25 protein-coding genes and 1 pseudogene are annotated in these 25722 nt (G+C 63.1%); 4 read left to right on the top strand and 22 right to left on the bottom strand.

The features are described from left to right. Positions 1-195: 195 nt before the first annotated feature. Complete coding sequence (locus VSR34_RS24750; protein WP_028213927.1) at positions 196-1182, top strand: aliphatic sulfonate ABC transporter substrate-binding protein; 987 nt, start codon at positions 196-198, stop codon at positions 1180-1182. A 9-nt stretch (positions 1183-1191) separates the two neighbouring features. On the opposite strand, the gene VSR34_RS24745 is transcribed toward VSR34_RS24750, so the two are convergent. The 5 genes from VSR34_RS24745 to VSR34_RS24725 form a co-directional block, all read right to left on the bottom strand. Continuing rightward, the gene (locus VSR34_RS24745) at positions 1192-1344 is read right to left on the bottom strand and encodes a hypothetical protein (RefSeq protein ID WP_342963806.1); all 153 of its coding nucleotides are present in this window, start codon (positions 1342-1344) and stop codon (positions 1192-1194) included. A gap of 270 nt (positions 1345-1614) precedes the next feature. Beyond that, entirely contained in the window at positions 1615-3039 is a 1425-nt protein-coding gene (locus VSR34_RS24740; protein WP_342963805.1) for a putative sulfate exporter family transporter, read from the bottom strand. A gap of 365 nt (positions 3040-3404) precedes the next feature. Then, positions 3405-4076 (bottom strand): ABC transporter permease subunit, encoded by a 672-nt coding sequence (locus tag VSR34_RS24735; RefSeq protein WP_036020322.1) that lies wholly within the window; start codon positions 4074-4076, stop codon positions 3405-3407. 62 nt (positions 4077-4138) lie between these two features. Beyond that, complete coding sequence (locus VSR34_RS24730; RefSeq protein WP_342963804.1) at positions 4139-4870, bottom strand: ABC transporter permease subunit; 732 nt, start codon at positions 4868-4870, stop codon at positions 4139-4141. 4 nt (positions 4871-4874) lie between these two features. Further along, entirely contained in the window at positions 4875-5687 is an 813-nt protein-coding gene (locus VSR34_RS24725; RefSeq protein WP_051391079.1) for a transporter substrate-binding domain-containing protein, read from the bottom strand. A gap of 307 nt (positions 5688-5994) precedes the next feature. Here VSR34_RS24725 and VSR34_RS24720 point away from each other — a divergent pair, with 307 nt between their 5' ends. Then, a complete protein-coding gene (locus tag VSR34_RS24720; protein ID WP_342963803.1) occupies positions 5995-6939 on the top strand; it encodes a homocysteine S-methyltransferase family protein in 945 nt (314 codons plus the stop codon). Between the two features lie 39 nt (positions 6940-6978). Here VSR34_RS24720 and VSR34_RS24715 read toward each other — a convergent pair whose 3' ends face one another. Next, positions 6979-7179, bottom strand: coding sequence for a hypothetical protein (locus tag VSR34_RS24715; RefSeq protein WP_342963802.1), 201 nt, complete (start codon positions 7177-7179; stop codon positions 6979-6981). Between the two features lie 475 nt (positions 7180-7654). Here VSR34_RS24715 and VSR34_RS24710 point away from each other — a divergent pair, with 475 nt between their 5' ends. After that, positions 7655-8824: a porin gene (locus VSR34_RS24710; RefSeq protein WP_342963850.1), complete on the top strand. Its 1170-nt coding sequence runs from the start codon at positions 7655-7657 to the stop codon at positions 8822-8824. A gap of 124 nt (positions 8825-8948) precedes the next feature. Here VSR34_RS24710 and VSR34_RS24705 read toward each other — a convergent pair whose 3' ends face one another. From VSR34_RS24705 to VSR34_RS24630, 16 genes and pseudogenes are all read right to left on the bottom strand, one after another. Next, positions 8949-9836, bottom strand: a complete 888-nt coding sequence (locus VSR34_RS24705; protein WP_342963801.1) for an ABC transporter permease — start codon at positions 9834-9836, stop codon at positions 8949-8951. After that, positions 9833-10687 (bottom strand): ABC transporter ATP-binding protein, encoded by an 855-nt coding sequence (locus tag VSR34_RS24700; RefSeq protein ID WP_238328037.1) that lies wholly within the window; start codon positions 10685-10687, stop codon positions 9833-9835. The genes VSR34_RS24705 and VSR34_RS24700 overlap by 4 nt, the downstream gene beginning before the upstream one ends. A 210-nt stretch (positions 10688-10897) precedes the next feature. Further along, positions 10898-11860 carry an ABC transporter substrate-binding protein gene (locus tag VSR34_RS24695; protein ID WP_342963849.1) on the bottom strand — a complete coding sequence of 321 codons (963 nt, stop codon included), beginning with the start codon at positions 11858-11860 and terminating at the stop codon, positions 10898-10900. 155 nt (positions 11861-12015) lie between these two features. Continuing rightward, the gene (locus VSR34_RS24690) at positions 12016-12915 is read right to left on the bottom strand and encodes a TauD/TfdA family dioxygenase (protein WP_342963800.1); all 900 of its coding nucleotides are present in this window, start codon (positions 12913-12915) and stop codon (positions 12016-12018) included. 247 nt (positions 12916-13162) lie between these two features. Further along, a complete protein-coding gene (locus tag VSR34_RS24685; protein ID WP_028213936.1) occupies positions 13163-14056 on the bottom strand; it encodes a LysR substrate-binding domain-containing protein in 894 nt (297 codons plus the stop codon). A 32-nt stretch (positions 14057-14088) separates the two neighbouring features. Next, entirely contained in the window at positions 14089-14814 is a 726-nt protein-coding gene (locus tag VSR34_RS24680) for an amino acid ABC transporter ATP-binding protein (protein ID WP_028213937.1), read from the bottom strand. Between the two features lie 33 nt (positions 14815-14847). Then, complete coding sequence (locus VSR34_RS24675) at positions 14848-15504, bottom strand: amino acid ABC transporter permease (RefSeq protein WP_342963799.1); 657 nt, start codon at positions 15502-15504, stop codon at positions 14848-14850. Next, complete coding sequence (locus VSR34_RS24670; protein WP_342963798.1) at positions 15504-16262, bottom strand: amino acid ABC transporter permease; 759 nt, start codon at positions 16260-16262, stop codon at positions 15504-15506. Before VSR34_RS24670 ends, VSR34_RS24675 begins: the two co-directional genes overlap by 1 nt. A 43-nt stretch (positions 16263-16305) precedes the next feature. Next, on the bottom strand, positions 16306-17130 hold the full coding sequence (locus VSR34_RS24665; protein ID WP_342963797.1) for a transporter substrate-binding domain-containing protein: 825 nt from the start codon (positions 17128-17130) through the stop codon (positions 16306-16308). Positions 17131-17183: 53 nt separating this feature from the next. Beyond that, positions 17184-18257, bottom strand: coding sequence for an ABC transporter ATP-binding protein (locus VSR34_RS24660; protein ID WP_342963796.1), 1074 nt, complete (start codon positions 18255-18257; stop codon positions 17184-17186). Positions 18258-18298: 41 nt separating this feature from the next. Continuing rightward, positions 18299-19141, bottom strand: coding sequence for an ABC transporter permease (locus VSR34_RS24655; protein WP_342963795.1), 843 nt, complete (start codon positions 19139-19141; stop codon positions 18299-18301). Then, positions 19138-20064 carry an ABC transporter permease gene (locus tag VSR34_RS24650; RefSeq protein ID WP_342963794.1) on the bottom strand — a complete coding sequence of 309 codons (927 nt, stop codon included), beginning with the start codon at positions 20062-20064 and terminating at the stop codon, positions 19138-19140. Before VSR34_RS24650 ends, VSR34_RS24655 begins: the two co-directional genes overlap by 4 nt. Before the next feature lie 5 nt (positions 20065-20069). Then, positions 20070-21167 carry an extracellular solute-binding protein gene (locus tag VSR34_RS24645; protein WP_028231915.1) on the bottom strand — a complete coding sequence of 366 codons (1098 nt, stop codon included), beginning with the start codon at positions 21165-21167 and terminating at the stop codon, positions 20070-20072. Positions 21168-21313: 146 nt separating this feature from the next. After that, a complete protein-coding gene (locus VSR34_RS24640) occupies positions 21314-22819 on the bottom strand; it encodes an aldehyde dehydrogenase family protein (protein WP_342963793.1) in 1506 nt (501 codons plus the stop codon). Then, positions 22816-24510, bottom strand: a complete 1695-nt coding sequence (locus VSR34_RS24635; protein WP_081716169.1) for a 5-guanidino-2-oxopentanoate decarboxylase — start codon at positions 24508-24510, stop codon at positions 22816-22818. Before VSR34_RS24635 ends, VSR34_RS24640 begins: the two co-directional genes overlap by 4 nt. Before the next feature lie 272 nt (positions 24511-24782). Then, a pseudogene (locus tag VSR34_RS24630) lies at positions 24783-24891 on the bottom strand (agmatinase); the annotation flags it as partial. 131 nt (positions 24892-25022) lie between these two features. On the opposite strand from VSR34_RS24630, the gene VSR34_RS24625 reads away from it, so the two are divergent. After that, complete coding sequence (locus tag VSR34_RS24625; RefSeq protein ID WP_342963792.1) at positions 25023-25697, top strand: histidine phosphatase family protein; 675 nt, start codon at positions 25023-25025, stop codon at positions 25695-25697. The last annotated feature ends 25 nt before the right edge of the window (positions 25698-25722 follow it).

The following is a 25722-nucleotide window of genomic DNA, read 5'->3' as shown; positions in this document are numbered from 1 at the left end:
CGCCCGTCACGGACAATCCAATATCTGCTGCTATCGAAACCGTGAAAACGGATCAAGTCATGTCCCGTCGTTGGAATGACTGGCTAGCCTGGCTAAAACGCCCCCGCGCGAATCCTTAGCAGAATCGCTTTGTTGTCTTGTGCGCAAACCTCATTCAGCATTTTTGCTTCACCAACTGAATCGTCTGTATCCGCCATGTTCTCTCCTTCGCGCCGACGCCTGCTCATTCGTGGATCGATCCTCGGCGTCGCGGCGACCACGGGCCTCGCGTTCGCCGCCCCCGCTTCCACGCTGCGTATCGGCTATCAGAAGTCGTCGACGCTCATCACCGTGCTCAAGGCGCAAGGCAAGCTGGAAGCCGCGCTCGCGGCGCTCGGCGTGAGCGTGAGCTGGAGCGAGTTCGCGAGCGGCCTGCCGCTCACCGAAGCGCTCAACGCGGAAGCCGTGGACTTCAGCGCCGATGTTGCCGACACCGTGCCGATCTTCGCGCAGGCCGCCCGTGCGCGCTTTGTATACGTCGCTCAGGAGGCGCCCTCGCCCGGTGCACAGGCCATCATCGTCAAGCGTGCGGGCGCACTGCGCACGCTCGCGGACCTGCGCGACAAGGACATTGCCGTGACGAAGGCGGCCGGCAGCCACTATCTGCTGCTGGCGGCGCTCGCGCAGGCGAACGTGCCCGCCGAAGCGGTGCGCATCCACTACCTCACGCCCGCGGACGGGCGCGCCGCATTCGAGAACGGCAGCGTCGACGCGTGGGTGACGTGGGATCCCTACGTGGCCTCCGTCGACCAGCAGCCGGACGTGCGCGTTCTCGCCGACGGCAAGGGGCTTGCCACCTACCAGCGCTACTATCTCGCCTCCACGCGTTTCGCCGAGGCGCGGCCCGAAGTGATCGCCGTGGTCTATGCCCAGTTGCGCGACGCCGGCCAGTGGGTGCGAAGCGCGCCGCAGGACGCCGCGCGGCTGCTCGCGCCGATCTGGGGTCTCGATGCGGCCACCATCGAGCGCGCCAACGCGCGCCGAAGCTATCTCGTGCGCGAGGTCAGCGCCGCGAATTTCGGCGAGCAGCAGAAAATCGCCGATACGTTCTTCAAGGCGCATCTGCTGCCCGCCCCGGTGGAGCCGGCGCGCGCGGAGCGCTGGGACTTCGCGCAAAAGCGCGCGGCTGCGATCGGCGTGTGAGCCGTTCCGTTACCGCGACGGCGCCAGCTCGACGCGGTCTTCGCGGTACACATTGTCCGCGTACAGGGACGGTTCGAAATCGGCGGCGACCGGGGCGCTCATACGCGCCTCATGCGCTTCCAGATCCTCGACAAACCGGTCTTCGCCGATGCGGCGGATCAACCTCAAGCCGGTGTCATGGAAGCGCCGGTTTCATTGCGCCAACGGCCGCCACGAACGCCGCGCAATGGTCGGCGGGCATGGTCAGGCGATCATGCCGCAGACACAGCCGGCTCGCACCCACGCTAGCGCCGTAAGCAGAGCCTAACGAAGCCAGTCCGGCGAAGCGCGCTTCCAGGAGCGCGCGGTCATTGGCCCAATGTGCGCAGCGCGCGCAATGCCCGGGAGTGGCATCGCGCGTGCTTGTCGGCTCCGTGGTGGCATCGTGCGCGTTCATCGTCCGAGCGCGAGCCAATACGGCGCGAAAACGTGTACCGAGAGCACGTAGCCGATCACCACGTTCACCGCCACGCCGGCCGTGAACGCCGCGAGTGGCTTCAGGCCGGTTGAAGACAGTGCCGCGAAGCGCGTCGTCAACCCGATGCTGAGGAAGCAGAACGTGAAGACCCACGTGCGCAATGCGACGATCGGCGCGACGAATACCGGCGTGACGACGCTTCGATATTCAGCCAGTGTGTAGTGGGAGGCGACCCAGGTGACAAACGCCGATGCGATCACGAAACCGATCACGAACTTGGGAAACCGTGTCCAGATTTCCTTTGCGCTCGTCCGTGTCTGCACTTCGGCGCCCGTCTCGCGATCCCAGCGCACGGTGGCCACAATCGCGAGCGCGAAAGCCCAGATGCCGATCCAGATGTCGCGCCCCACCACCTTCATCAGCACGAACGCCTGCAGCGATGCATCGGGCGCACCGGCCACCGCTCCCGTGGCGTGGCGCGCGAAGTCGCCGTAGGCCTGCGCAGCCGCAATGCCCGCCGCATCCGCGAACTCCGAGGTTCCGATCCATGCACCGGCGATGCCTGTCGGCAGTCCGAGCGAGCGCGACAGCGCTGGCAGCGCGAACACCATCACGATAGCCCAGACCACCACGAGCGTAATCGCCACCGAGGTCTGTTCGCGGCGAGCGCGCACTGCGCCCGCGATCGCAATGGCCGCCGAGACACCGCACACCGCGCCGCCCACGCCGAGCACCGCAGCGAAGCGTTGATCGATTTTCAATGCCCGCGCCACGCCGTAAATCACAAAGAACGTCGTGAGCGAAACGATGCTGGCTTGAGCAATGGCCACGGGCCCCGCCCAGACGATCAGCGTGAGCGGCAGCGCCGCGCCGAGTAGCACGATGCCAACCTTGATGTAGAACTCCACGCGCAACGCGGCCGCGAACCTGGCAGGGACCTTGAACACGTTGGAGACGACCAGTCCCAGCGCAAGCGCGATCAACGGTGGCTCGAGGTTGTAATGGCTCGCCTGGGTCCACGCGCCGAGCGAGAAGATCAGCGCCGATACCACGAACACGACCGCGAATCCGGACACGAATTGCAAGACCGGCAAACCGAGCGCCGCGATCGCAACCGAAAATACGATGGCAAACGCGGCGAAGAGCGCGAGATAGCTTCCCGCGTGCGCCGCCAGGTCGTGAGCGAGCGCACCGAATTCCGACCATCGAGCCGGCGCAACGGCAAGCGCCTTGATGCTGCCACCCGAAGCGAACAGCGCGTACGCGACGGCTATGGCGAAGAGGCCTACGGCAACGGCCCACCAATCCTCGGTTCCGAACGGCCTGCGGCGCTCCTGCACGGACGCCGCGTTCGCGGCCGTACCATTGGCTGAGTTGCTGGCAAGCGACGTATGACTCATGATCTGCCCCTGTCTGGTCTTAATCGTTATCTTCAGACGTTGATGTAGCTACCCGCGCGCGCAGCCCTCGTTTGCCGGGCACACGCTTAAATTAGTATGGAGAGCGTCGCATTGAATTTGAAATGACTTATTTGTCTTTGCATATACGGCGGCAGCGTTCGTGTACACAAAATGGCAAGACGCAGATTCGCAAACGTCCACGCTTTGTGGGTCCCGGCGCAAGCGGTTGCACGCACCCTGCCGGCCCGTAATTCCGATCGTGCGCCTGGGATCTGGATTGTTCCTGTGTGGCTGTGCTGCCTCGGCATTGCCGCGCTCTCAAGACCAGCTGTCGCAGGCAGCGATATGAAAGCGGCGCACCGCCTTCAGCCCGCCATCCCAAGATACCGGTTCAGCCGCCGCTCGGCGACAGCGCTTGCGGACGTCACGCCGGCTATGAGCACCACATAGACGATTGCAGCGCCCGCGAGCGGCTCATAAACGCGAAACGTGGCAAAACGCAGCGCGTTCGCAGTGCCCAGCACGTCGAATACCGTGATCGTCGATGCGAGTACCGTCGACTTCAACAGCAAGACGGCTTCGCCGACCAACGCTGGAAACGCGAGACGGAAGGCTCGCGGCACGACGATTCGCGCAAGCACCTTCGTGCGGGACATGCCAAAGGCTTCGCCCGCCTCGATCTCACCATGCGGCACACCGCCGATCGCACCGCGTAACACCGTCGCCACATAAGCACTCTCGTTGACGCTCAACGCCACGACGGCGTACCAGAATGCATCGCGCAAGAGCGGTGATGCCCAGCTGTCGCGCATCCATTCACGCGGCACGATTTGTCCGAAGCCGTAGTAGAGCAGATAGATCTGCACCAGAAGCGGCGTACCCCGAATAACGATTACCCAAACCCGCGCGGGCCAGCGCAGCAGCGTGCGCCGCGAGCACAAGCAAAGGGCGAGCGGCAACCCTATGACCGCGCTCGCTGCCGCCGCGATGAACGCAAGTTCGAGCGTGACCGGCAGCGCCGCCAGAAGCTTCGGCATCACTTCATCGCGTAAGAACGAAAACGAAAACAGCCCCGCTTGCATCGGCTCGTCAACTCGCTTCAATGGGCACGCATGACGCCCCGATTCGCGCGCCGTTCGAGCTGCGCGAAGAACGCCATGGAAATCAGGCTCAGCAGCAGGAAAAAGGCTGCCGTCACCAGATAGAAGAAGAGGTAATGGCGCGTTGCGCCAGCGGCCATCGCGCTCGTCTTCAGCAAATCGGAGAACGAGCCCAGGACGCTGATGAACGATGCATCCTTCGTCGCGTTGAGCCAAATGTTGCCGACGCCGGGCAGCGCGAGCCGTGCGGCGAGCGGTAGGCGCACGCGCGCAAATACCTGTATGCGGCTCATGCCGAAAGCGTGAGCCGCCTCGATCTGCCCGGCCGGCACCGCGATCATCGCACCTCGAAAGATGTCGGTCAGATAAGCGCCCTGGATGAAGCCAAGCGACGCCACGGCCACGACAAACGGATCGAACTCGAACGTGGGCGACACCAGGTGCGCGTGGCGGGCGAGCGCCTCGAGCGCCGGAGCGCCCGCGTAAAACGCGACAAGCAGCAACAGCAGCTCGGGCAATGCGCGTACGACGGTCGTATAGCTGCGCGACGCCACGCGCAGCCATGGTGACTTCGACAGCTTCGCAAGCGCACCCCCAATGCCGAGGCCCGAGCCGACGGTGAACGAACCGGCCGAGACGGCAAAAGTCAGCGCGAACGCCGAGGCGAACGCGCTACCGTATCCTCCATCGCTGAACGACATCAGATGGAGCAGCGATTGGCCTTGCTGCATCCGCTCACTGGCCTTTTGTGATCGTGCCCTGCAGGCCCGGATACTTCGCCGTGATGGCGTCCCAAGTGCCGTCGTTTTGCAACTGCACGATCGCCGTTGAGATCTGCTGGGCCAGCTTGTCACCATGCCGCGTACCCGCGCCAATGCCGAGGCCGAGCACCGGGTCGTCCTGGCAGGTGGTCTTGATCTCGAAGTCTTTGCCGTCCGGTGAGGAAAGGAATGCCGTAAAGAGGCCCTTCGCTTCCTGCACGTAATCGACGCGGCCTGCGCTCAGATCTGCCAGCGCGTTGTCGAACTTGTCGAACGTCTTGATCTGCGCGACGCCTTTGAACTTCGCATCGAGGAATGCGGAAAAGTTCGTGCCGGCCTCGACACCGATCGTACGGCCCTTGAACGTGTCGGGGACCCTGCAATTGACGGGCTTGTGATCGCTCTTCGCGCCCACGAGAACCGTCGGCGACTCGTAATATGCGCGCGTAAAATCGATGACCTTCTTGCGCTCGCCGGTAATCGTCATCGACGACCAGATCACGTCGATCTTCTGATTCTGCAGCGAGGGTATCAGGCCGTCCCACGCAATGTCGCTGATCTTGCAGGTCACGTTGAGCTTGCGGCATGTGGCGTTGAGCAGATCGATCTCCCAGCCCGACCAGGTACCCGAGGCGTCTTTGGAAAAGAACGGGGGATAGGATTCGGCATCGATGCCGACGTGCAACGTCGGCTGGGCGGCAAATGCAGCCCCGGAAACCAGCAGTGCGGCTGCGGAAAGACCTCGGATCAGCGCACCCACGCGCGACTTCATTGTCGTTCGATTCATATTCGGTTCAGTATTCGTTTTCAGGAGGCATCGCCCTGCTATCCAGTTCTGCCGGACCCGCAAATGGCGAGCCGGCACGAGGAAAGCGACGATAGCGCAATGTCTTTGTGCGCGAAACGAATTAATGAGTTGGACCTTATGTTCAGGCGGAATATATGGAATGAGGCGGCGCACCCGAAATACCCGGTTATTCCGCGTGCAGATTTGTATCGTCCCATTCGTCATAGCGCGCACGAAGTGACTCCACCTATAATCGGCGCCTTTGTCGCTATGCCGGTGTTCGGCATGCCTTTCGGATATCGATACGATGACCCAACATGTGTTGCTCGACGGCGGCATGGGCCGCGAACTCAAGCGAAGCGGCGCGCCGTTTCGCCAGCCCGAATGGTCCGCGCTTGCGCTCATCGAAGCGCCGCTCCACGTGCGGCGCGTCCATGATGCCTTCATTGCGGCGGGCGCGGACGTCATTACCACGAACAACTACGCAGTCGTGCCGTTCCATCTCGGGGCGGATCGCTTTGCGAGCGACGGGAGGCGGCTCGCGGCGTTAGCTGGCACGCTTGCGCGTGATGCTGCGGACGCAGCGAATGCTGGGAATCGTGCGGGCTCCGCAAATGCAGGCGGCCGCACCGTGCGCGTTGCCGGATCGCTGCCGCCGACTTGCGGCTCGTACCGGCCCGATCTCTTCGATGCCGGCGAAGCGGCACGCGTGCTTGACGTGCTCGTCGAAGCGCTCGAACCCTCCGTCGACCTCTGGCTCGCCGAAACGCAAAGTGCAGCGGAAGAAGTAGCGGCGGTTCGCGGCGCGCTCGAGCGCGCCGCAAGCGGGAAGCCGCTATGGGTGTCCTACACGCTGACGGATGAGATCGCGCCCGGAGACAGTCCGACGCTGCGCTCGGGTGAGTCGATTACAACGGCTGTCGAGGCTGCACTCGATGCAAACGCCGTCTCTCTTCTATTCAACTGCAGCCAGCCTGAGGTGATGGGGCCCGCCCTCGCCGCCGCGGCCCTGCATCTGGAACGCCGGGGCGCAACGCTCGATCTCGGTGTCTACGCCAATGCATTCCCCCCTCAGCGCAAGGACGCGAAAGCGAACGCGACACTGGACGAACTGCGCGACGATCTCCATCCGCATGGTTACGCCCATTGGACACGCGGATGGCTGTCGCGGCCCGGTACGAAGATTATCGGCGGATGCTGCGGCATCGGTCCTGAGCACATCTCGGTGCTGCGCTCACTCCTCGACGTTTGAGTGAGTTATACGGGGACCATATCGGTCGCTCGTTTGATTTCACGTCGAGCGCCAATCATATGAAGGCGCACATTCCAGCCGCGTGGTGCCGTTCGGTCTCACCCCGGGAATACGAGAGAGCGCATGCGTGGCATACGCGAGCAGATCGTGCTCATAGCGCGCCACACTCTCGATGCGAGGACCGCCAGCGAGCAATACAGCCAGATCGGGTATGACGCGATCGCCTTTGTTGATGCCCATAAAGCGCACCGGGAGCCCCGCCCCTGCTCCCGCCGAGGAAACGGCTCGCCGGGAAAATCTAGCAGCTTCTGAAGGGCGTTCCCTGTTCTGCGACTCTTCCGGCGAAGATAGACGAGGCGAGGCTATCCAGATTAAAAGTCAGCGTTGCGCTCAGAAGGTGGCCCGCTTTTTCGCTGGTGTGATTTCGATATAACAAAAACTGAGAATAAAAATACAAAAATAAATCTCAGTCTGAATTATGCCGCCAATTGGAAAAATCTTTTATCGCGAGCCGCGTTAATCCGCCCAACGTCTTTCGAGGAAAATGAACCGGGCAGCCTCCCCTCTGATGCCTGCGATAGCCTGATGGATGCCATTCGCTTTAATGAGCGGCCGTTCGCTTGCGCACCGCTCTTCCAGACAGCGAGCAACCACCCGCATTCCCATCGCCACACTTTTTATTCCATTTTTCGATAATCATTTTACTGCCAGAATAATGAAAAAGACCATCTTTATCGCGGGTCTTGGCCTTCTCGCCATTACTGAAAGTCACGCGCAAAGCAGCATCGCACTTTACGGCCTTATCGATACGTCGCTTACCTACATAAACAATCAGCGGACCGGTGGCGCTACTTCACCCGGACACAGCAACTGGCAGATGGCAAACGGCGACTTGAGCTCATCGCGCTGGGGCCTGCGCGGCACGGAGGACCTTGGCGGCGGGCTGTCGAGCGTGTTCACGCTCGAAAACGGTTTCTCCTCCGTGAACGGAAAGCTTGGCAATGGCGGCAATCTTTTCGGCCGCCAGGCCTTCGTCGGACTGCATTCCAATACGACAGGAACGATCACGCTCGGGCGTCAGTACGATTTAATCCTCGCGTTCGTGACACCACTCGGTGCGTCCGGTTCGGGCTGGGGCGGCAATCTGGCGATGCACCCGTACGACAACGATGACTCGATCCAGAACATCCGCATCAACAACTCGGTCAAGTACATCAGTGAAACGTATCGCGGCTTTACCGCGGGCGCGATGTACGGGTTCTCGAATACGGCAGGCCAGTTCGCGAACAATGCCGCGTACAGTGCCGGATTCTCATATGCGAACGGGCCGTTCAAATTTGGCGCCGGATACCTGAAAATCAATCGCGACTCGAACGTTGCAAATCCCAACGGCGCTGTCAGCACAACGGACGGGTCTGCCACTATCACCGGCGGCGACCAGCAGATCTGGGGCGTAGCCACCCGTTATGCGTTCGGCCGGAACTCTGTCGGCCTGGCCTGGACCCATTCGGCCACGGATGCGGTCACGGGCGTGTTCCAGGGTGGTTCGATCACACCACTCAAGGGCAAAACACTGATATTCGACAACTATTCGATTGACGGCCGCTATGCCGTCACGCCCGCCCTTACCGTGTCGGCAGCCTACACGTACACCCAGGCGCGCTTCGATTCAAAGACAGGCCAAACGCGTCCAAAATGGAATCAGGTCGTCGCACAGGTGGACGAAGCGCTTTCCCCACGCACAGACCTGTACCTTGAAGGTACGTACCAGCGTGTGAGCGGCGGCAAGGGAAATCCTGCCTTCAATGCATCGGTCTATACGTTCACGCCGTCGTCCAACACGAATCAGCTTGTTGTCGGCGCCGGCTTACGGCATCGCTTCTAAAGCGTATATCGCGAAAAATGGCTTACCGGATGCTGCCAAAAGCAGGATCCGGATTACGAACTCCCAGCCGGGCTTTTCCGGAACCCTGCGGTGACTTGCACCCGATCTGTCGATGGGGCGGCGATCATTGCTGCACGCCCCAACGCCTCACAGTCAGCCGTTCGAGGGTATCGAAGACAAGATGTTCGATGAGCAGCCCGATGATGATGACGGCCGCGAGCCCTGCGAAGACGCGGTCGGTATAGAGCTCGTTGCGGTTCTGGAAGATGTACCACCCCAGGCCGCCTTGCCCTGCGCTGGCCCCGAAGACGAGTTCTGCGGCGATTAGCGTTCGCCATGCGAAGGCCCAGCCCACGCGCAGCCCCGCGATGATCGATGGCAGCGCGGCGGGCACGAGAACGAGCGCAACGAGACGCAACCCGGTCAGCCCGTAGTTCCGTCCAGCCATTCTGAGGGTGGCGGGCACGCCGAGAAATCCCGTGTACATGTTGAGCGCCAGCGGCCACAGCACCGCATGGACGAGGACGAAGAGGAGGCTTCCCGTGCCGAGCCCGAACCAGAGCAACGCGATTGGCAGCAACGCGATCGACGGCAACGGATTGAACATCGCGGTCAGCATCGACAGCAGGTCACGGCCTGCGCGCGTCGACACTGCGAGCGCCGTGAGCGCGAATGCGAGAACCACGCCGATCGCGTAGCCTCGCAGCAGCACAGACAGCGAAATCGCCGTCTTCTCGAGCAATTCGCCGCTCACGATTCCCTGTGCGAAAGCCGCGAGCGTCGTGCCGAAGGTGGGTACGAGAAGGTCGTTGTTCACGATGCGCGCGGTGATCTCCCACGCTGCGATCAGCAGGAGCGCGATGATCGTCCGCCGGAGCCAGCTCGCGTCGGCCAGACGCCGCCCGAGCGGCAGCGTGACGGAGTCGCCACCGGGCGGCACGGGCGGTAGCGCGTGCTCGTACTCGGTGCGCACGGGCGGCAGCGGGGGCAATGCGCGATTCGGCGCGCTCATGCGTACGCTTCCATAGTAGCCTCCGCGAACCCTGGCCTTTCTTCCTTCGTCTCGAACAGCAGACGATGAATGCGTGCCACGCTCGCGCGAAATGCGTCGTCTCCGGTGTTCGCGTGTGTATAGGCATGACTGTTGAGTTCCGCTCGCACGCGCCCCGGATGCGGCGAGAGCAGAAGAATACGGTTGCCCACCACGAGCGCCTCTTCGATGGAGTGCGTGACAAAGAGCAGCGTGAAGCGTTCGTCCTCCCACAGGTGCAGCAACTCCTCCTGCATCTTGCGCCGTGTCAGTGCATCCAATGCAGCGAACGGTTCATCCATGAGCAGCACGCGCGGCTGCATGGCGAGCGCGCGAGCGATCGCCGCGCGCTGCTTCATGCCACCGGAAAGCGTGTGTGGATACGCATTGGCGAAGTCGGCGAGCCCCACTTTTTCGAGGTAGTGCAAGGCACGTGAGCGCGCCTCATCGCGCGACAGTTTCCGCGCGATGCGCAAGGGAAATGCAATGTTTTCGACCACCGTCTTCCACGGCGGCAACTGATCGAACTCCTGAAACACGACCACGCGATCGGGACCGGGGCCGCGCACGGTCTGTCCGTCCAACGCGATCGTCCCGGCCACAGGTTCGATGAAGCCCGCAATCGCCTTGAGCAGTGTGGACTTTCCGCAGCCCGAGGGGCCCAGCAGCACGAAGCGGTCGCTTCCAAACACGTCGAAGCTCACTTCGTGCGTCGCACGCACGATGCGCTCGCCGTTGCGATACGAGAGGCTCACGCCCTCGATGGCAAGCAGCCGTTCGCTGGCCGCTGCCTCGCCGTGCGTCGCGGCAGCCGCGACACGGCGGCCGCCCACTTCGGCGTCGACCGGTGCCGACGCGGCGTTCAAGGCGCGACGCGCAAATGGCGCCCGCCCCCAGAATCCCGAAGCGTTGAGGTTCACGATTGAAAATCCAGCAGAGAAAACATCAACATAAAGGCAACCGCCATCCATCCAAACAATGAATCGTCATATTCAATACACGGCGACGCATAAGCACGGATTGCGCCGCTTCGGCGTGCTCGCCTAGCTGCCGCCAGCCGTTGCCGGATCGTCGAAGAAATAGTCGCGCCAGGACTTCGGCTCGTTGCGGATGGCGCCGGTGCGATACATGAACTGCGCGAGGCCCAGTGTGTTCTGCGGCGCCGTCTTGAACTGCACAAGCGGATCACGCAGGATCTTGAGCAACAGGCTGCGATCGATCTTCGACTCGTTCACGCGGATGTAGATGTCCGCCGCCTTCTCCGGATCCGTGGCGATAAGATGGGCCGCGTCGGTGAGCGCCGCTACGAAGGCGTGGTACGTTTTCGGATTCTCGTTACGGAACTTCTCCGTGGTGTACAGCACTGTCGCCGAACTCGGGCCGCCCAGAACATCGTATGAGTCGAGGACGATGTGGGCTTTGGGGTTGGCCGTCAGTTCCTGCTGCTGGAAAGGGGGATTGCTGAAATGCGCCGTGATCACGCTGCTATTGGCTATGAGCGCGGCGGCTGCGTCCGGATGCGGAATGGCTTGCGTGAGTTTGTCGAGGCGATCGAACTGCTTGTCGCCCCACTGTTTCGCCGCTGCATACTGCAGCACGCGCGACTGCACGGAGACGCCCACCGCCGGAACCGCGATACGGTCCTTGCCCGTGAAGTCCGCAATGGTCTTGACGGCCGGATCGGTGCTCACGAGATAGTACGGCAGGTTACCGAGCGAGGCGACACCCCTCACGTTCTGGTGCCCGTGCGTACGGTCCCAAACGGTGAGGAGCGGGCCGACGCCCGCGCCTGCAATGTCCACTGCGCCGGAGAGCAGCGCATCGTTGACGGCCGCGCCGCCCGACAGCCGTACCCAGTCCGCCTTGATATCGAGCCCGGCCTTGCGGCCCTCCTGCTCGATGAAGTGCTGATCGCGTACGACGTTGAGCATCAGGTACACCACGCCGAACTGCTCGGCGATACGGATGCCGCCCTCGGCGCGCGCGGGCTGCGCCACAGCCAGCATGGTCCCGGCCAGTGCGGTGAAAGCAGTTAGCCCGGCGACCCGGCGCAAGGCATGAGTGCCGCGTGCGAAGACGGCGCGAACAGAAAACGGCATAGGAATACCCGTGAATATCGTGCTGGAATCGCGCGGCGTGCAAGCCGCGCGTGCGGCGCCACTCAGAACGGCGAGTCGCCTTCGATTGTCGTGCGATGGAGCTTGCGACGCAGATGGTCGGGCGTTCCCGCAGCGAGATGCATGAGCGAGCGGTTGTCCCAGAACAGGAGATCGCGCTCGCGCCAGACATGGCGGTACAGGTGCTCAGGGCGCACGCTGTGTGCAAACAGTTCGTCGAGCAGCGCGCGGCTTTCGTCCTCGGGCAAGCCGACGATGCGGGTCGTGAAGTGCTCGCTCACGAAGAGCGCCTTGCGGCCCGTCTCGGGGTGCGTGCGCACCACCGGATGCAGAACCGGCTTCACCTGCTCGATCTGCTCGGCGGAAAGGTCCGGCCGCCACGGGCTGCGCGCCTGCAATTCGGCGTAGCGCGCCAAATAGGTATGCTCGGCGTGCCGCCCTTCGACTGCGCGGCGCAGATGGCCGGGTAGCGTGTCCCAGGCAAGGTGCATGTTGGCAAAAAGCGTGTCGCCACCCTCAGCAGGCAGCTCTTGTGCATACAGCATCGAACCGAGGCTCGGCTTCTCCTTGTACGAGAGATCCGAGTGCCAGAAGTGGCCCGCGTCGCCAAGGCCCACGGGTTTGCCGTTTTCGACGATGTTCGAGACGATCAGGATGTCGGGATAGCCGGGCAATGCGAACTGGTGCAGCACGTGGGCCTGCAGCGGCCCAAAGCGCCGGGAGAACGCAATCTGCTGCTCGGGGGTGATGCGCTGATCGCGAAAGACCAGCACGTGGTGATCGAGATGGGCCCGGTGCACGCGTGCGAAATCCTGCGCGCCAAGCGGCTTCCCGAGATCGAGCCCCACCACCTCGGCGCCCAGCGGCGCATCGAAGGCGCGGATCTCGAAATGCTGTTGCCCACCTTGAGCGGTATGCTCGTCAAGAGTAGCGGTCGTAGTCACGCGGCTTGCCTTCCAGAATGCCAAAGCGCCTAATCTACGTGCGCGCACGAATCCTGACAACGAAGCAAATCCGATACGTTTATCCGCTCAGTTCATAAAGGCGCTGCTAATGCATACAGGGCGAGCGTACGCCACAGCTCGCTTGAACCAGGAGCCGACCGTCGCGCCCGTCGCTCACAAAGGCAAGTTGGGTCTACGTATCGCGACGATCTCGCTACCCTGCTCTCGCATCCTGTCTGGCGCGAATTCAAATCGCACTCACGGGATGCTGTTGTCGGTTCCTTTCAATCCAGTCGCTGAAACGCTTCACTTTTGGCTGGTGTGCGACGCAGTCCGGGTAAACAAAGTAGTAGCGGAACCCTGTCTCCACGATCGTATCGAACGGCATGACCAGTCGCCGCGCCGCGAGGTCGTCATCGACTAGCGTCCGGTCGCCAATGGCGACACCGAAGCCTTGCATCGCGGCGTTTGTCGCCAGATCGAGTGTTTCGAAACTCGGACCCATGTTCGCGTCCACCTGAGTCGCACCGACCTGATCGAGCCACTGTCTCCAGTCACGATGGTCCCGCGTAGGGTGGAGCAGCGTGAAATTCGCCAGATCGTCAAACTGCGCGAGCGGCTTGCAGTTCACCAACTCGGGAGCGCATACCGGCGTGATCTGCTCGTCGAAGAGCGGCACCGCGTGAACATCCGCGCCGGGGGACGAGCCGTAAATAATCGCGGCATCGAAGGGCTCGACCTGGAAGTCGACGTCATGCTGCCAGGTCGTCGTGATCTGCACGAGCAAGTCGGGATGTTCTCCCTGAAACCGCATGATTCTCGGCAGCATCCAGCGCATGATGCACGTTGGCACCTTCATTGCCAGATCCGTGCGCTGCCGCGTCAAGCGCAGCGAGATGTCCTCGATGCGCGCGAGCCCCTCCCTCACCACGGGCAGCAGCATCTCGCCTTCGGCCGTCAAGGTCAGACCTTTTGTACCTCTTATGAACAAGGGAAACTTGTAGTAATCCTCCAGGGTGAGAATCTGCCTGCTCACCGCTCCCTGCGTAAGACACAGATGTTCGGCAGCACGCGTGAAACTGCGGTGGCGGGCAACCACTTCAAATACCTGCAGTGCGTTGAGTGGGGGAAGGCGTCGCATAGGATTGAGGCGTCCAGATTGACTGGACCTTGCTAGTGCAGGATTTTTGAAAGGAAATCCTTCGCGCGGCTGGACTTGGGCTGTGCAAAAAACGCCTCCTTGAGGTCGTCTTCGACAATGCACCCCTGATCCATGAAGATCACGCGATTCGCCACCTTCTTTGCGAAGCCCATCTCATGCGTGACGCACATCATCGTCATGCCTTCCTGAGCGAGTTCGACCATGACGTCCAGCACCTCGTTGATCATCTCCGGATCGAGTGCCGAGGTCGGCTCGTCGAACAGCATCGCTATCGGGTCCATCGACAACGCACGGGCGATGGCCACACGCTGCTGCTGGCCGCCGGAGAGCTGGCCGGGAAACTTGTCCGCGTGAGCGTGCAAGCCCACGCGATGCAGCAGGCCCAAGGCCTTTTGGGCGGCCTCGTCCTTGTGCCGGCCAAGCACCTTCACTTGCGCGAGCGTAAGGTTTTCGGTAATCGACATATGCGGAAATAATTCGAAGTGTTGAAAGACCATGCCCACTTTCGAGCGCAGCTTCGACAGATTCGTCTTCCTGTCGCCAACCGACTCGCCATTGATCCTGATCTCGCCGTTCTGAAAAGGCTCGAGGCCATTGACCGTCTTGATGAGCGTCGATTTTCCCGAGCCCGACGGGCCGCACACCACGACGACTTCGCCTTTCTTCACTTCCGTCGTGCAGTCAGTGAGCACCTGGAACTGACCGTACCACTTCGATACGTTGCTTATGGTAATCATGTCGAACCCTGCTCCTGAAGAGCGTTGAAGTATTCAGCGGTGACGGCCGCGCTGATAGTGGCCTTCGAGCACTCGCGCATACCAGGTGAGCGGAAAACACATCGCGAAGTACAGCAGTGCGACCATTGCGTAGATCGGGAACGGCCGAAACACGGCATTCGTGATCATGGTGCCGGTCTTGGTCAGCTCGGTGAGGCCGATGATCGACGTGAGCGCGGTACTCTTCACCACCTGCACGAGAAAGCCCACCGTGGGCGGCACGGCGATTTTCCATGCCTGCGGCCAGACGACGTAGCGCAGCTGCTGAGGCCACGTCATGCCGAGGCTGGCCGCGGCGCTCCACTGCCCTCGTGGCACGGCTTCGACGCACCCGCGCCAGATATCCGCCAGGTAGCCGCTCGTGTACAGCGTGAGTGTCACGGTTGCGGCGAGCCAAGGCGAGACTTCGACGCCCACGAGGGGCAGCCCGAAGAACGCGAGAAAGAGCTGCATCAGCAGTGGCGTGCCTTGAAACACCTCGACATACAGCACGGCGATGCGACGCAGCCAGGCCACTGGCGAAACCCGCATCGCCAGCAGCACGAGGCCCGCGATGCCGCCTCCAACGAAGGCACAAAGCGAGAGCAGGACGGTCCAGCGCGCAGCCAGCAACAGATTGCGCGCAATATCCCAGAGAGTGAACTCGACCATTACGAGCGCTCCTTCGAAAGGCTGGATGCAGCCATGCGGGCGCGAGCGGAAAACCACGAGCGCAGGGGTGCGCGCGAGGCGCCGGCGCCGCGCGCCGTGCGTCCCGCGAAAAGGCCCTTGCCAAACCGGTTGATGAGTAGCCGCAGCAAGATCGACAGCACCAGATAGATCACCGTGACGATCACGTAGCTTTCGAACGAGCGGAAGTTGCGCGACTGGATGAAATTGGCTGCGTACGTCAGGTCGGGCACCGAAATCTGCGACACGACGGCCGAGCCGAGCATCACGATCAACACCTGGCCCAGCAGCGCCGGGAAGACGTTGGCGAGCGCCTGGGGCAGCACGACATGGCGGAAGACCTGCCGCCCCTGCAAGCCGAGCGCCATTGCCGCCTGGCGCTGGCCGCGAGGGATCGAGTCGATACCGGCGCGCACGATCTCGGTTGCGTAGGCCCCCAGGTTGACGGTCATTGCCAATACCGCCGCCTGCATCTCGTTGATCTGCACGCCCAGACCCGGCAGCCCAAAGAACACGAAGAAGAGCTGCACGAGAAAAGGCGTATTGCGGATCAGCTCGACGTAAGACGCAACCAGCGCGCGCACCCACCTCGGGCCTGCGACGGCGAGGCTCGCGCCGGCAATGCCGAGCAGACCGCCCAGCACGGTCGAGGCCGCCGTCAGGCCGAGCGTCACTTCGACGCCGTGCACGAGCATGCCCGCGTACAGACCGAAGTCACTGAAGTCGAATGTGTAAGTCATCGCTGCGCCGTCTGTCGTTCAGGTAAGCAGGAGCCGAAGGGCATCAAAGACTGGCCGGCAGCGGAGCACGCAGCCACTTGAGCGAGATGGCGTTCATCGAGCCATCCTTCTTTGCGGCCGCGATAGCGTCGTCGACCTTCTGCTTCAGGCGCGCCTCGTTCTTGTTCAGACCCACGTGATCGGGAGAGCTGAACAACGAGAACTTCTGCTCCGGATCGTTGGCGGGATGACGCGCCATGATGGTCGCGCCGACATCGTTGCCGACCACGAGAAGTTGGGCCTGACCGGACAGGAATGCGGAAATCGCGCCGTTCGGATCGTCGAAGCGCTTGATGACCGCGGAGGACGGCGCCACCTTGGACACACTGAGATCTTCGAGCGTGCCGCGCGCGACGGCGACCGTCTTGCCAGCCAGATCGCCCGCATTCTTCACTGGCAGCGATTTCGGACCGAAGACCGCGAGATAGTACGGCGCATACGGCTGCGAAAAGTCGATGACCTTCGCGCGCTCGGGTGTCTGGCCGACCGAGAGCAGGATGTCCGCCTTGTGATCCGCCAGGTAGGCCATGCGGTTGTCGCCCGTCACCTGCACGAGTTCGACCTTCGCGTTCAGGGCCTTACCGATCAGATTGGCCACGTCGATGTCGTAGCCCTGCGGCTTCATGTCGGGCCCGATCGATCCAAACGGCGGATAGTCCTCGAATACGCCGACACGCACGACGCCCGATTTCGCAATCGTGTCGAGCGCGTCGGCATGCGCGAGCGGTGCAAACGCGCTGAGGCCAGCCATGCCGGCAAGCGCGAAGGCTGCGAGGGTGCGAGCCGCCAGGCGCTGCATGGGGTTCGTGGTGACGTGAGGGGTGTTCATGACGAATGGCTCCTTCCAGCTGTTTCGTGGGGTAAAAGATTCAACGCGGCGTTTCAGTGCGCGGTGTGCGCCGGAATCAGCCTGCACGCGTGGGCCGGCATCTCGGCGAGCACTGGCCGCCCCACTTCGAGGTCCGGCGTGTCCCGGGGCGTGGTGGCGGCGGTGAGCGTGAAGCCGTTGCAATCGATCGTCGCTTCGATCTGCGCGCCCACGTCGCGAACGAAGGTCACCTTGCCGGCGACGACGTTCGGACCGGGATTCGCAGTCACGGGCCGCACACAGACGTCTTCCGGGCGGATGAGCAGGCGAATGTCGCCCGAGCGCTCCGGTGCGCGCATCGTGCCATTGACGGCGATGCGCTGGCCGCCCGGCAGCGCGATGCCGGCGTCGGCTTCGAGTGTCACTGGCAGGATGTTGCCGAGGCCGATGAAGTCCGCGACGAATTCATTCACGGGATCGCGGTAAATGTCGAGCGGCCTGCCGACCTGGGCGATGCGCCCTTTGTGCATCACGACGATCTCGTCGGCCATCGTCATCGCCTCGCGCTGGTCATGCGTGACCATGATCGTCGTGATGCCAAGCCGCTGTTGCAGCAGGCGAATCTCCACCTGCATCGCTTCGCGCAGTTTCGCGTCGAGCGCCGAGAGCGGCTCGTCGAGCAGCAGCAGTTTCGGCGACGAGGCAATCGCACGCGCGATCGCCACGCGCTGGCGCTGCCCGCCGGAAAGCTGCGTAACGGGCCGGTTCGCCATGTGCGGAAGCTGGATCAGTTCGAGCAGCTCGGCCACGCGCTTCGCTTGCGCGCCCTTGTCGACGCCGCGCAAGCGCAGTGGATAGGCGACATTGGCGGCAACGGTCATATGCGGGAACAGCGCGAGCGACTGAAACACCATGCCGAAGTCGCGCCGGTTGGCCGGCACATGCGTGAGGTCGCGCCCCGCGAACATCACCGATCCGGAAGTCGGCGTCTCCAGGCCCGCGATGATGCGCAGCAGGGTTGTCTTGCCGCAGCCGGAAGGCCCGAGAAAACACACCAGCTTGCCGTCTGGAACGTCGAGGTCGACGTGGTCGACGGCGAATGCGTTGTGAAAGCGTTTGGTGATGCCCAGCAAAGACAGATGCGTCATGAGAGTTCCTTTGTGCCCGGGGACCGTGTGAGAGGCGGCGATCAGAGCGCCACGCCTTCGTCGCCGACGAGCTTTTCGAGCACCCAGATCAAGGCGAAGTCGATCAGCACGATGAAGACCGCGAACGAAAACACGGTTGGATCGAGCGACGAAACGGTGCGGCTGTAGAGCCAGACGGGCAGCGTCATCGTGTTGATGCCATAGAGGAAGAACGTCACCGTGAATTCGTTAAACGAAATGATGAACGCGAACAGCATGCCGGCGAGAATGCCGGGGCGCATGAGCGGCAGCACGACGTCGACGAGCGCACGCCGCGGACTCGCGCCCATCACGCAGGCTGCTTCCTCGAACTCCGGCCCGATCGCGGCAACCGATGCCGCGCAGTTCTTGACCGTGAACGGCAGCGCCAGGATGACGTGCGCAATGACGAGCCGCGCCACGCCCAGATCCACCGGCAGCACATTGAAGACGAGCAGCAGCGAAAGGCCCAGCATCACGAGCGGATACACGAGCGGCAGCGCGACCAGTTGCTCGATCACGGCCTTGCCGCGAAAGCGGTAGCGCGAGAGTGCATAGGCAGCGGGCACGGAAACGGCGGTGGCGATGAACATCGTTGAAACGGCTACGACGAAGCTCGTCGTAAGCGCGGTGCCCATGGAAAGCACGTCGCTCGCATCGGGCGACACGAAGGTGTGCCACGCGGCCCGATACCAGTGCAAGCCGAAGCTCTGCGGCGGGAATTCGAGCGTGTCCGAATTGCCGAACGACATCGTGATCATCGTCAAAATCGGCAGCGCCGTGAGAATGAGCACGATCGTCGCGAACCATCCGGTCACGCGGCTGAGGCGGCCGGGCATCGTCAGGGGGATACGCAAGGCATTCATGGGCGGGACTCCGCGTGGTGCTGCAGGCTGCGCACCAACCGTTGCGAGACAGCCATGACAGCGAGCGTCGCAGCCATCAGAACGACACCCGATGCGGAGGCGGCGGGCCAGTTCAGCAGTGGCGCAACCTGGTCGTGCACCAGCACCGCGAGCATCGGCACCCGGCGTCCTCCCAGCAGCAATGGCACCGCGAACGCACTCGCGTTATAGGCGAACACAAGCAACGAGCCCGAGACGATGCCAGGCATCGCCAGCGGCAGCAGCACGTGGCGCAGCGTCTGCCAGCGGCTTGCACCGAGGGTAGCCGCCGCCTCTTCGTACGAGCGGGACACCGCGCGCATCGCGCTCGCCATGGGAAGCACAGCGAGCGGAAAGGCCGTTTGAATCAGTCCGAGCAGCACGCCGTTCTCGCGGTAGAGCCACAACACCGGACGCTCGATCAGGCCCGTGGCCATGAGCGCGTGATTGACGAGGCCCGCCGGCCCCAGCATCACGAGCCATCCATAGCCCTGCAGCAGGAGGTTCACGAGCAGCGGCAGGAGCACGCCGGCGAGCAGGAGGCGCCGCGCGGTGCGCGACAGCGTACGCGCCATCGCCAGTGCCACGGGAATCGCCATCACGACGGCAACGATCATGCTCTGGAAGGCAAGCCGCAAGGTCAACCAGAGCGAGCGCAGGAAGTAGGCATCCCCGAGGTCGACGTAATTCTGGAGCGTGAAGGCATGCCACTCGTTGCCTTGGACACCGAAGCTCATGCGCAGTACGGCGAGCGCCGCCGCGATCAGCACGGCGAGAAATGCGAGGATCGGTGCGAGCAGCAGCAATGGCGGCACGCGCGGCAGCGCCGTTGCGGTGCTGGGCCGGGCCGTCGAATCCCCGGCAGTTGCCGGCGCGCCCGCGCGGCGTGAGGAGAGTGCTGACATGGCGCTCACGCGGAAAAGATCTCGGTAAAGCGCTTGATCCATGCCGGCTGCAACGCGGCGAGCGCTTTGTCGTCATGAAGCACGGCCCTCTCGGCGATCTGCTGCGGCGATGGCACGAAGGCGCGGCTTTCTGCAGGAATGACCGCGCGCGAGTTCACCGGACCGTTGAGCACGTCGGCGGCCATGCGGCCCTGCACGCCGGCATCGAGCGAATGATTGATGAAAGCGTGGATGAGATCGATATCGCCGGGATGTGACTTCGGAATCACCGTGAACATCAGCTGGGTGGCGAAGCCCTCCTTCATCCCGTAGGTCACGGCCATCTTGTACTCGGGCTTGCGGATCTGCTCCGGGAAGAATGCCGGCGCATAGATGCCGCCAATGTCGAGCGAGCCGGTGCGGAACAGATCGGCGACCTGGTTCGGGTTTTCGCCGAGTGTCAGCACGCGGTCCTTCAACTGGGCGAGCTTTTTGAACCCCGGATCGATATTCTGCTGCGAGCCGCCCGCCATCTTCGCTGCGATGATCGCCAGATCGACCGCTTCCGCCCACTCGGGCGGCGGCAGGAAAAGGCGCCCTGTATACTTCGGATCCCAAAGGGATTCGTACGTCGAGGGTGCGGTCTTCACGGTGGACGTGTTGTAGATGAGACCGTCCGACCACAGCAGGTAGCCGACGCCGAATCCGTTGGCGCCCGTCCGGTATTGCGGCGCGACGTCTTTCAGGTTTGGCAGCTTGTTCAGGTCCGGCTTCATCAGCAGGCCGGCATCGGCGAGGCCGGAGGCGCCGACGCCCGCAAGCGTGATCACGTCGTAGGTCGGCCGGTCGCCCGCCGCCTTGAGTTTCGCGACCATGCCGGAAGTGCCATCGGCGCGGTCGGCGATGACCTGCGCGCCGGTCTTCTGGCTGAATGTGGCGGCAATGTTGCGCAAGGCCGCCGCGCCGGTATCGTCGGACCAGGTGAGCAGCCGCAGGGTCTTGCCCGCATAGCGCTTCTCCTGTGCCCTGGCAGTACTGATGAATGGCATGGGCAACGCCGATGCCGCCAGAGCCGTGCCGATTGCCTTAATGGCCTGCCTTCTCCCCAGCTTGATCCCCTGCATGGTCATCTCCTGATTGAACCGTATGGGCGCTGCCCAATGCGCGCTGCCATTACCACAGATCACGCGAACCTGCTGCGTGAATGGACTCTACGTGCCTCAAAAAACGGCAACAAACGAAATCTCTGCATGCACGCCATGACAAAAGCTCATGCGCCGCGAACGCATTCCGGAGCGCCGGCGGCCCCGGCAGGCATGAGAACCTGTTTGATTTCCTGGAAGGCGGCGAGCCCGAACGGACCGAGTTCGCGCCCAATGCTGCTGCGCTTGTAGCCGCCCCATGAGGTCTGAGGAAAGATGGTCTGCGGCGCGTTGATCCACACCACGCCCGCTTCCAGCCCGGCCGCCACTCGCCTGCCCCGCCCGGCGTCGCGCGTGACGACCGTGGCGACCAGGCCGAACTCGGTATCGTTGGCCGCGCCGATGGCCTCGTCCTCGGAATCGAAGCTGCGCAGGCACAGCACGGGGCCGAAGATTTCCTCGCGCCACAGCGGGCTTTCGGTCGGGATATCGACGAACATCGTCGGTTTCACGAAATAGCCGGGACCGGCTGGCGCCTCGCCTTCGATCACGAAACGTGCGCCGTCGGCCTTGCCGCGGGCGATGTAACGCTGCGCGCGTTCGTATTGCGCGCGGTTGGCGAGGGGCCCCATCTGCACGCCGGCCTTGAAGGGATCACCCACGACTGTGCGCGTTACCCGGTCTGCGAGACGCGCGGCGAGTGCGTCCGCTATCGGACGCTCGACCAGCACGCGCGACGTGGCCGAGCACATCTGGCCAGCGTTGAAGAATGCGCCGCCGGCAACCAGGTCGGTGGCAAGGTCGAGATCCGCATCGGCGTACACGATGATGGAAGACTTCCCGCCCAGCTCCAGGCTCACGCCCTTGATCGTGTCCGCTGCCGTTTTCATGACCTGCGCGCCAACGGCCGTGCTGCCGGTGAACGAGACCTTCGCGATGAGCGGGTGTGCCGCGAGCGGCGCCCCGACTTCGGTGCCCGTGCCCGTCACGACATTGAGCACGCCTCCCGGCACCCCGGCGTCCGCCACGATCGCGGCAAGCTCCAGTTCTGGCAGCGGCGTGACTTCGGATGGCTTGAGAACGACCGTGCAGCCCGCGGCAAGCGCAGGCGCGAGTTTCCAGGCCGTTGTGACCATCGGAAAGTTCCACGGCACGATCAGCGCGACCACACCCGCGGGCTCGCGCCGGATGGTCGCCCGATACGCGTCGCCGGGAATCGATACCGCAGATTCGCCGATTTCGTCGAGTTGTTCTGCGAGGTCCGCGTAGTAGTCGAACGTGGCGATCACGTCGCTCACGTCGATTCGCGCTTCGTCCAGCGGTTTGCCGTTGTTGAGGGACTGGAGGACCGCCAGATGGTCACGCCGGTCGCTTACGCCGCGAGCAATCGCACGCAGCAGCGTTGCGCGCTGCGCGCCGGTGGTCTTTTTCCATGTGCGAAAGGCCCGTGCGGCGGCCCGCGCCGCACAATCGACATCGGCGGCGTTGCCGGCTTCGACCTGGGCGATCGTTGCTTCGGTCGATGGGTTGACGACCGGCAGACGCTGCCCGCCCTCGCCCGCGCACCAGAAGCCGTCAATGTAGAGCTGCGTACGCAACGCGACGCCGGGCTCGAACCATTCATGCTGTTTCATGCCGGCACCCGCGCAAACCAGTCCGCTTCGTTCACTTCGATTACGGTTGGGATATCGCGCGACACTGCCTGCTGCAGTTGGGCAGCAAGCGCATCGGGCGTATCCACGCGACAGGCCATGCACCCGAAACCGCGCGCCAGCGCGAGGAAATCCGGCGTGTGGATATCGACGCCGACCGGCACGATGTCGCGCGCCGTCATGTAGCGGCGTATCTCGCCGTAGCCGAAGTTGTTCCACAGGAGAACCACAACGGGCACCCTGGCTTCCACGGCGCTGGCGAGTTCCGGCAGCGTGAACTGCAGCCCGCCGTCGCCGATCAGGCAAACCACGGGGCGATCGGGCGCGGCGAGTTTCGCGCCAACCGCCGCGGGAAGCCCATAGCCCAGCGTGCCGTAGCCAGTCGACGAGTTGAACCATGAACGCGGCTGCGGTGCGTCGTGCACGAAGTTGCCCGCATACACGGGGCTCGTCGAGTCGCCCGCGATGATGACGTGTGGCAACGCGGCGGTGATCGTGTCGACGAGGCGCTTCTGCGAGCGTGTCGCCGCGTCGTAGCTCGCCTCCACGGCATGCCTCGCGAGCGCAACCCGCTGCGCGCCCCAGTCGCGCTGGTGCGCCGACGGGATGCATTCATGCAGCCGCGTCGACAGGCTGCCAAGCGCTTGCCGCGAATCGGCGGCGATGGCCACGTCGGGATTGAAGTTGCGCATCAGTTGCTGCGCGTCGATGTCGATGCGGATCAGCCGGCCCTCGATCGAAAAGCCGCCGTCGAACACCACGTCGTAGTCGGTTTCGCCCAACTCGGTGCCGACCGCGAGCACGACGTCCGCTTCGCGGGCCAGCGCCCGCGTTGGCGGCAGCGATTGCGTCGAGCCGAGCAGCAACGGGTGTCCGGGCGGGAGCAGGCCCTTGGCGTTGATCGTCAGCGCAACCGGCGCCTGCAGGCGCTCGGCGAGCTCCTGCAGTTCGGCCGCGGCGTGCAGCGCGCCACCGCCTGCGAGAATCAGCGGACGTTGCGCCGTGGCGAGCAGGTCTGCCGCCGCGGCGAGCGCTGTTGGGCACCCCGCCGGCCTCGATGGCAGCATGGCTGGCATCAGATTCATGCCGCGAGCTGGCGCGACGATCACGTCCAGTGGAATTTCGATGTGCACGGGACGCGGCCGCGCACCGCCGAAAACGGCAAATGCCCGGGCCAGCACCTGCGACAGTTCCGCAGCATCGAGCAGCGTATGCGAGAACGCCGTAAGCCCGGCGAACACGTTGCGCTGTGACGGCAGTTCGTGGAGCCTTCCCTCTCCATTGCCGAGTTGGCGACGCGCATTGACGCTCGATATCACCAGCATCGGAATGGAGTCGGCATAGGCCTGCGCCATAGCGGTCGCAATGTTCGTCATGCCCGGCCCGGTGATGACGAAGCACACGCCCGGTTTGCCCGTCACGCGTGCATAGCCGTCGGCCATGAAGCCTGCGCCCTGTTCATGGCGCGGCGTGACATGGCGAATGGACGAAGCGGCCAGCCCCCGATAAAGCTCCACGGTATGCACGCCAGGGATCCCGAAAACGTGCTGGACGCCGTATCCCTCGAGCAAGGCGACGAGTGCCTCTGCGCAGGTCAGGCCGGTTACGTGCGGCCATTCGATCGGCCTCGCGCCGGCTTCCCCGAAGCTGGCGGTAAGTTCCGGATAGTTCATGGTTTGTCGCGTTCCTGGTTGGTTCCGCCAGATGTCGATACTGGCCCGGTGCATCCTGTGCACACGCACCTGCATCGTTGTCCAAACCATTCTCAGCGGTGCCGCCTCGCACCGACAATCGATATGTTTTCATGAGGGGCATGAGCTTCTTGCATGACCTTGCGAGAACCCAGCATTCGCGCGACTCGGTACGCGCCGCGATGCAACGAGGCACGCGCTTTATCTCGACGGCGGAGCGCAAGGGTTTACGCTAGCTCATTGACCGGCAAACACGCGTCACCCAGGTCTAAGGGCCCACCGACGAAGCATTGCATCGAGTCCTTCGGCATTCTGCACATTGGGCAATCGCATCATTGTCGCGATCCCACCGCAGCGCGGCATCTCGTTACCACCCACAGGCTGGAAATGCCATCATCACCGTGGTGAATGTCCCCGTATAAATTAAATAAACTTCGTCAATACCCTCGTCATCGCTAAGCTGCTTCTTCCTCTCTTACTTGGCAAAGCTTGCGATGGCGGAACTCTACCTGGTGCGGCACGGCCAAGCGTCGCTTGGCGCGGACAACTACGACTGTCTTTCGGATAAAGGCGAACAGCAATGCGTGTGGCTTGGTGAGCATTTCGCGCGCAACGGCCTGCGCTTCGATCGCGTCTTCACCGGCACGCTGCGGCGTCATGCCCAGTCGCTCGATGCGATACGCCGCGCGCTACCCGGCCTTCCCCTGGAACACGAAGTTCACCCATCGCTCGACGAATACGATTTCCACGCGCTCTTTCGCGCACCAGGCGACGAACACCGCCATCTCGCGGATGCGTCCAAAGGCAGTCCGCGCGAATTCTTCAAGGCGCTTCGACAAGTGCTGCTTCTATGGGCCGAAGGTACTCTCGATGCACGCGTGCCCGAAACATGGAATGCATTTCAGCAGCGCGTCGCGCACGTGCGCGAAATCATCCAGCGAAGCGGCGCGCAACGCGTGCTGGCCGTCACCTCGGGTGGCGTGATTGGCGCGTTGACCCAACAGGTGTTGCACGCGAGCGCGACGACGGCTATCGCCCTCAACCTGCAGATCCGCAACAGCAGCGTCACCCATTGCTTCTTCAATCGCGAAGCGCTCCAACTGTCGAGCTTCAACGCTATTTCGCATCTCGACGATCCGCTACGCCACGCATTCCAGACCTACGGCTGAACCCCGACAGATACGCAGCAAGAGA

Source organism: Paraburkholderia sp. JHI2823 (genome assembly GCF_038900695.1).
GTDB classification, from domain to species: Bacteria; Pseudomonadota; Gammaproteobacteria; order Burkholderiales; family Burkholderiaceae; genus Paraburkholderia; species Paraburkholderia mimosarum.
The sequence above is the reverse complement of the archived record's forward strand: the minus strand, read 5'-3'. Positions and strand labels throughout refer to the sequence as shown.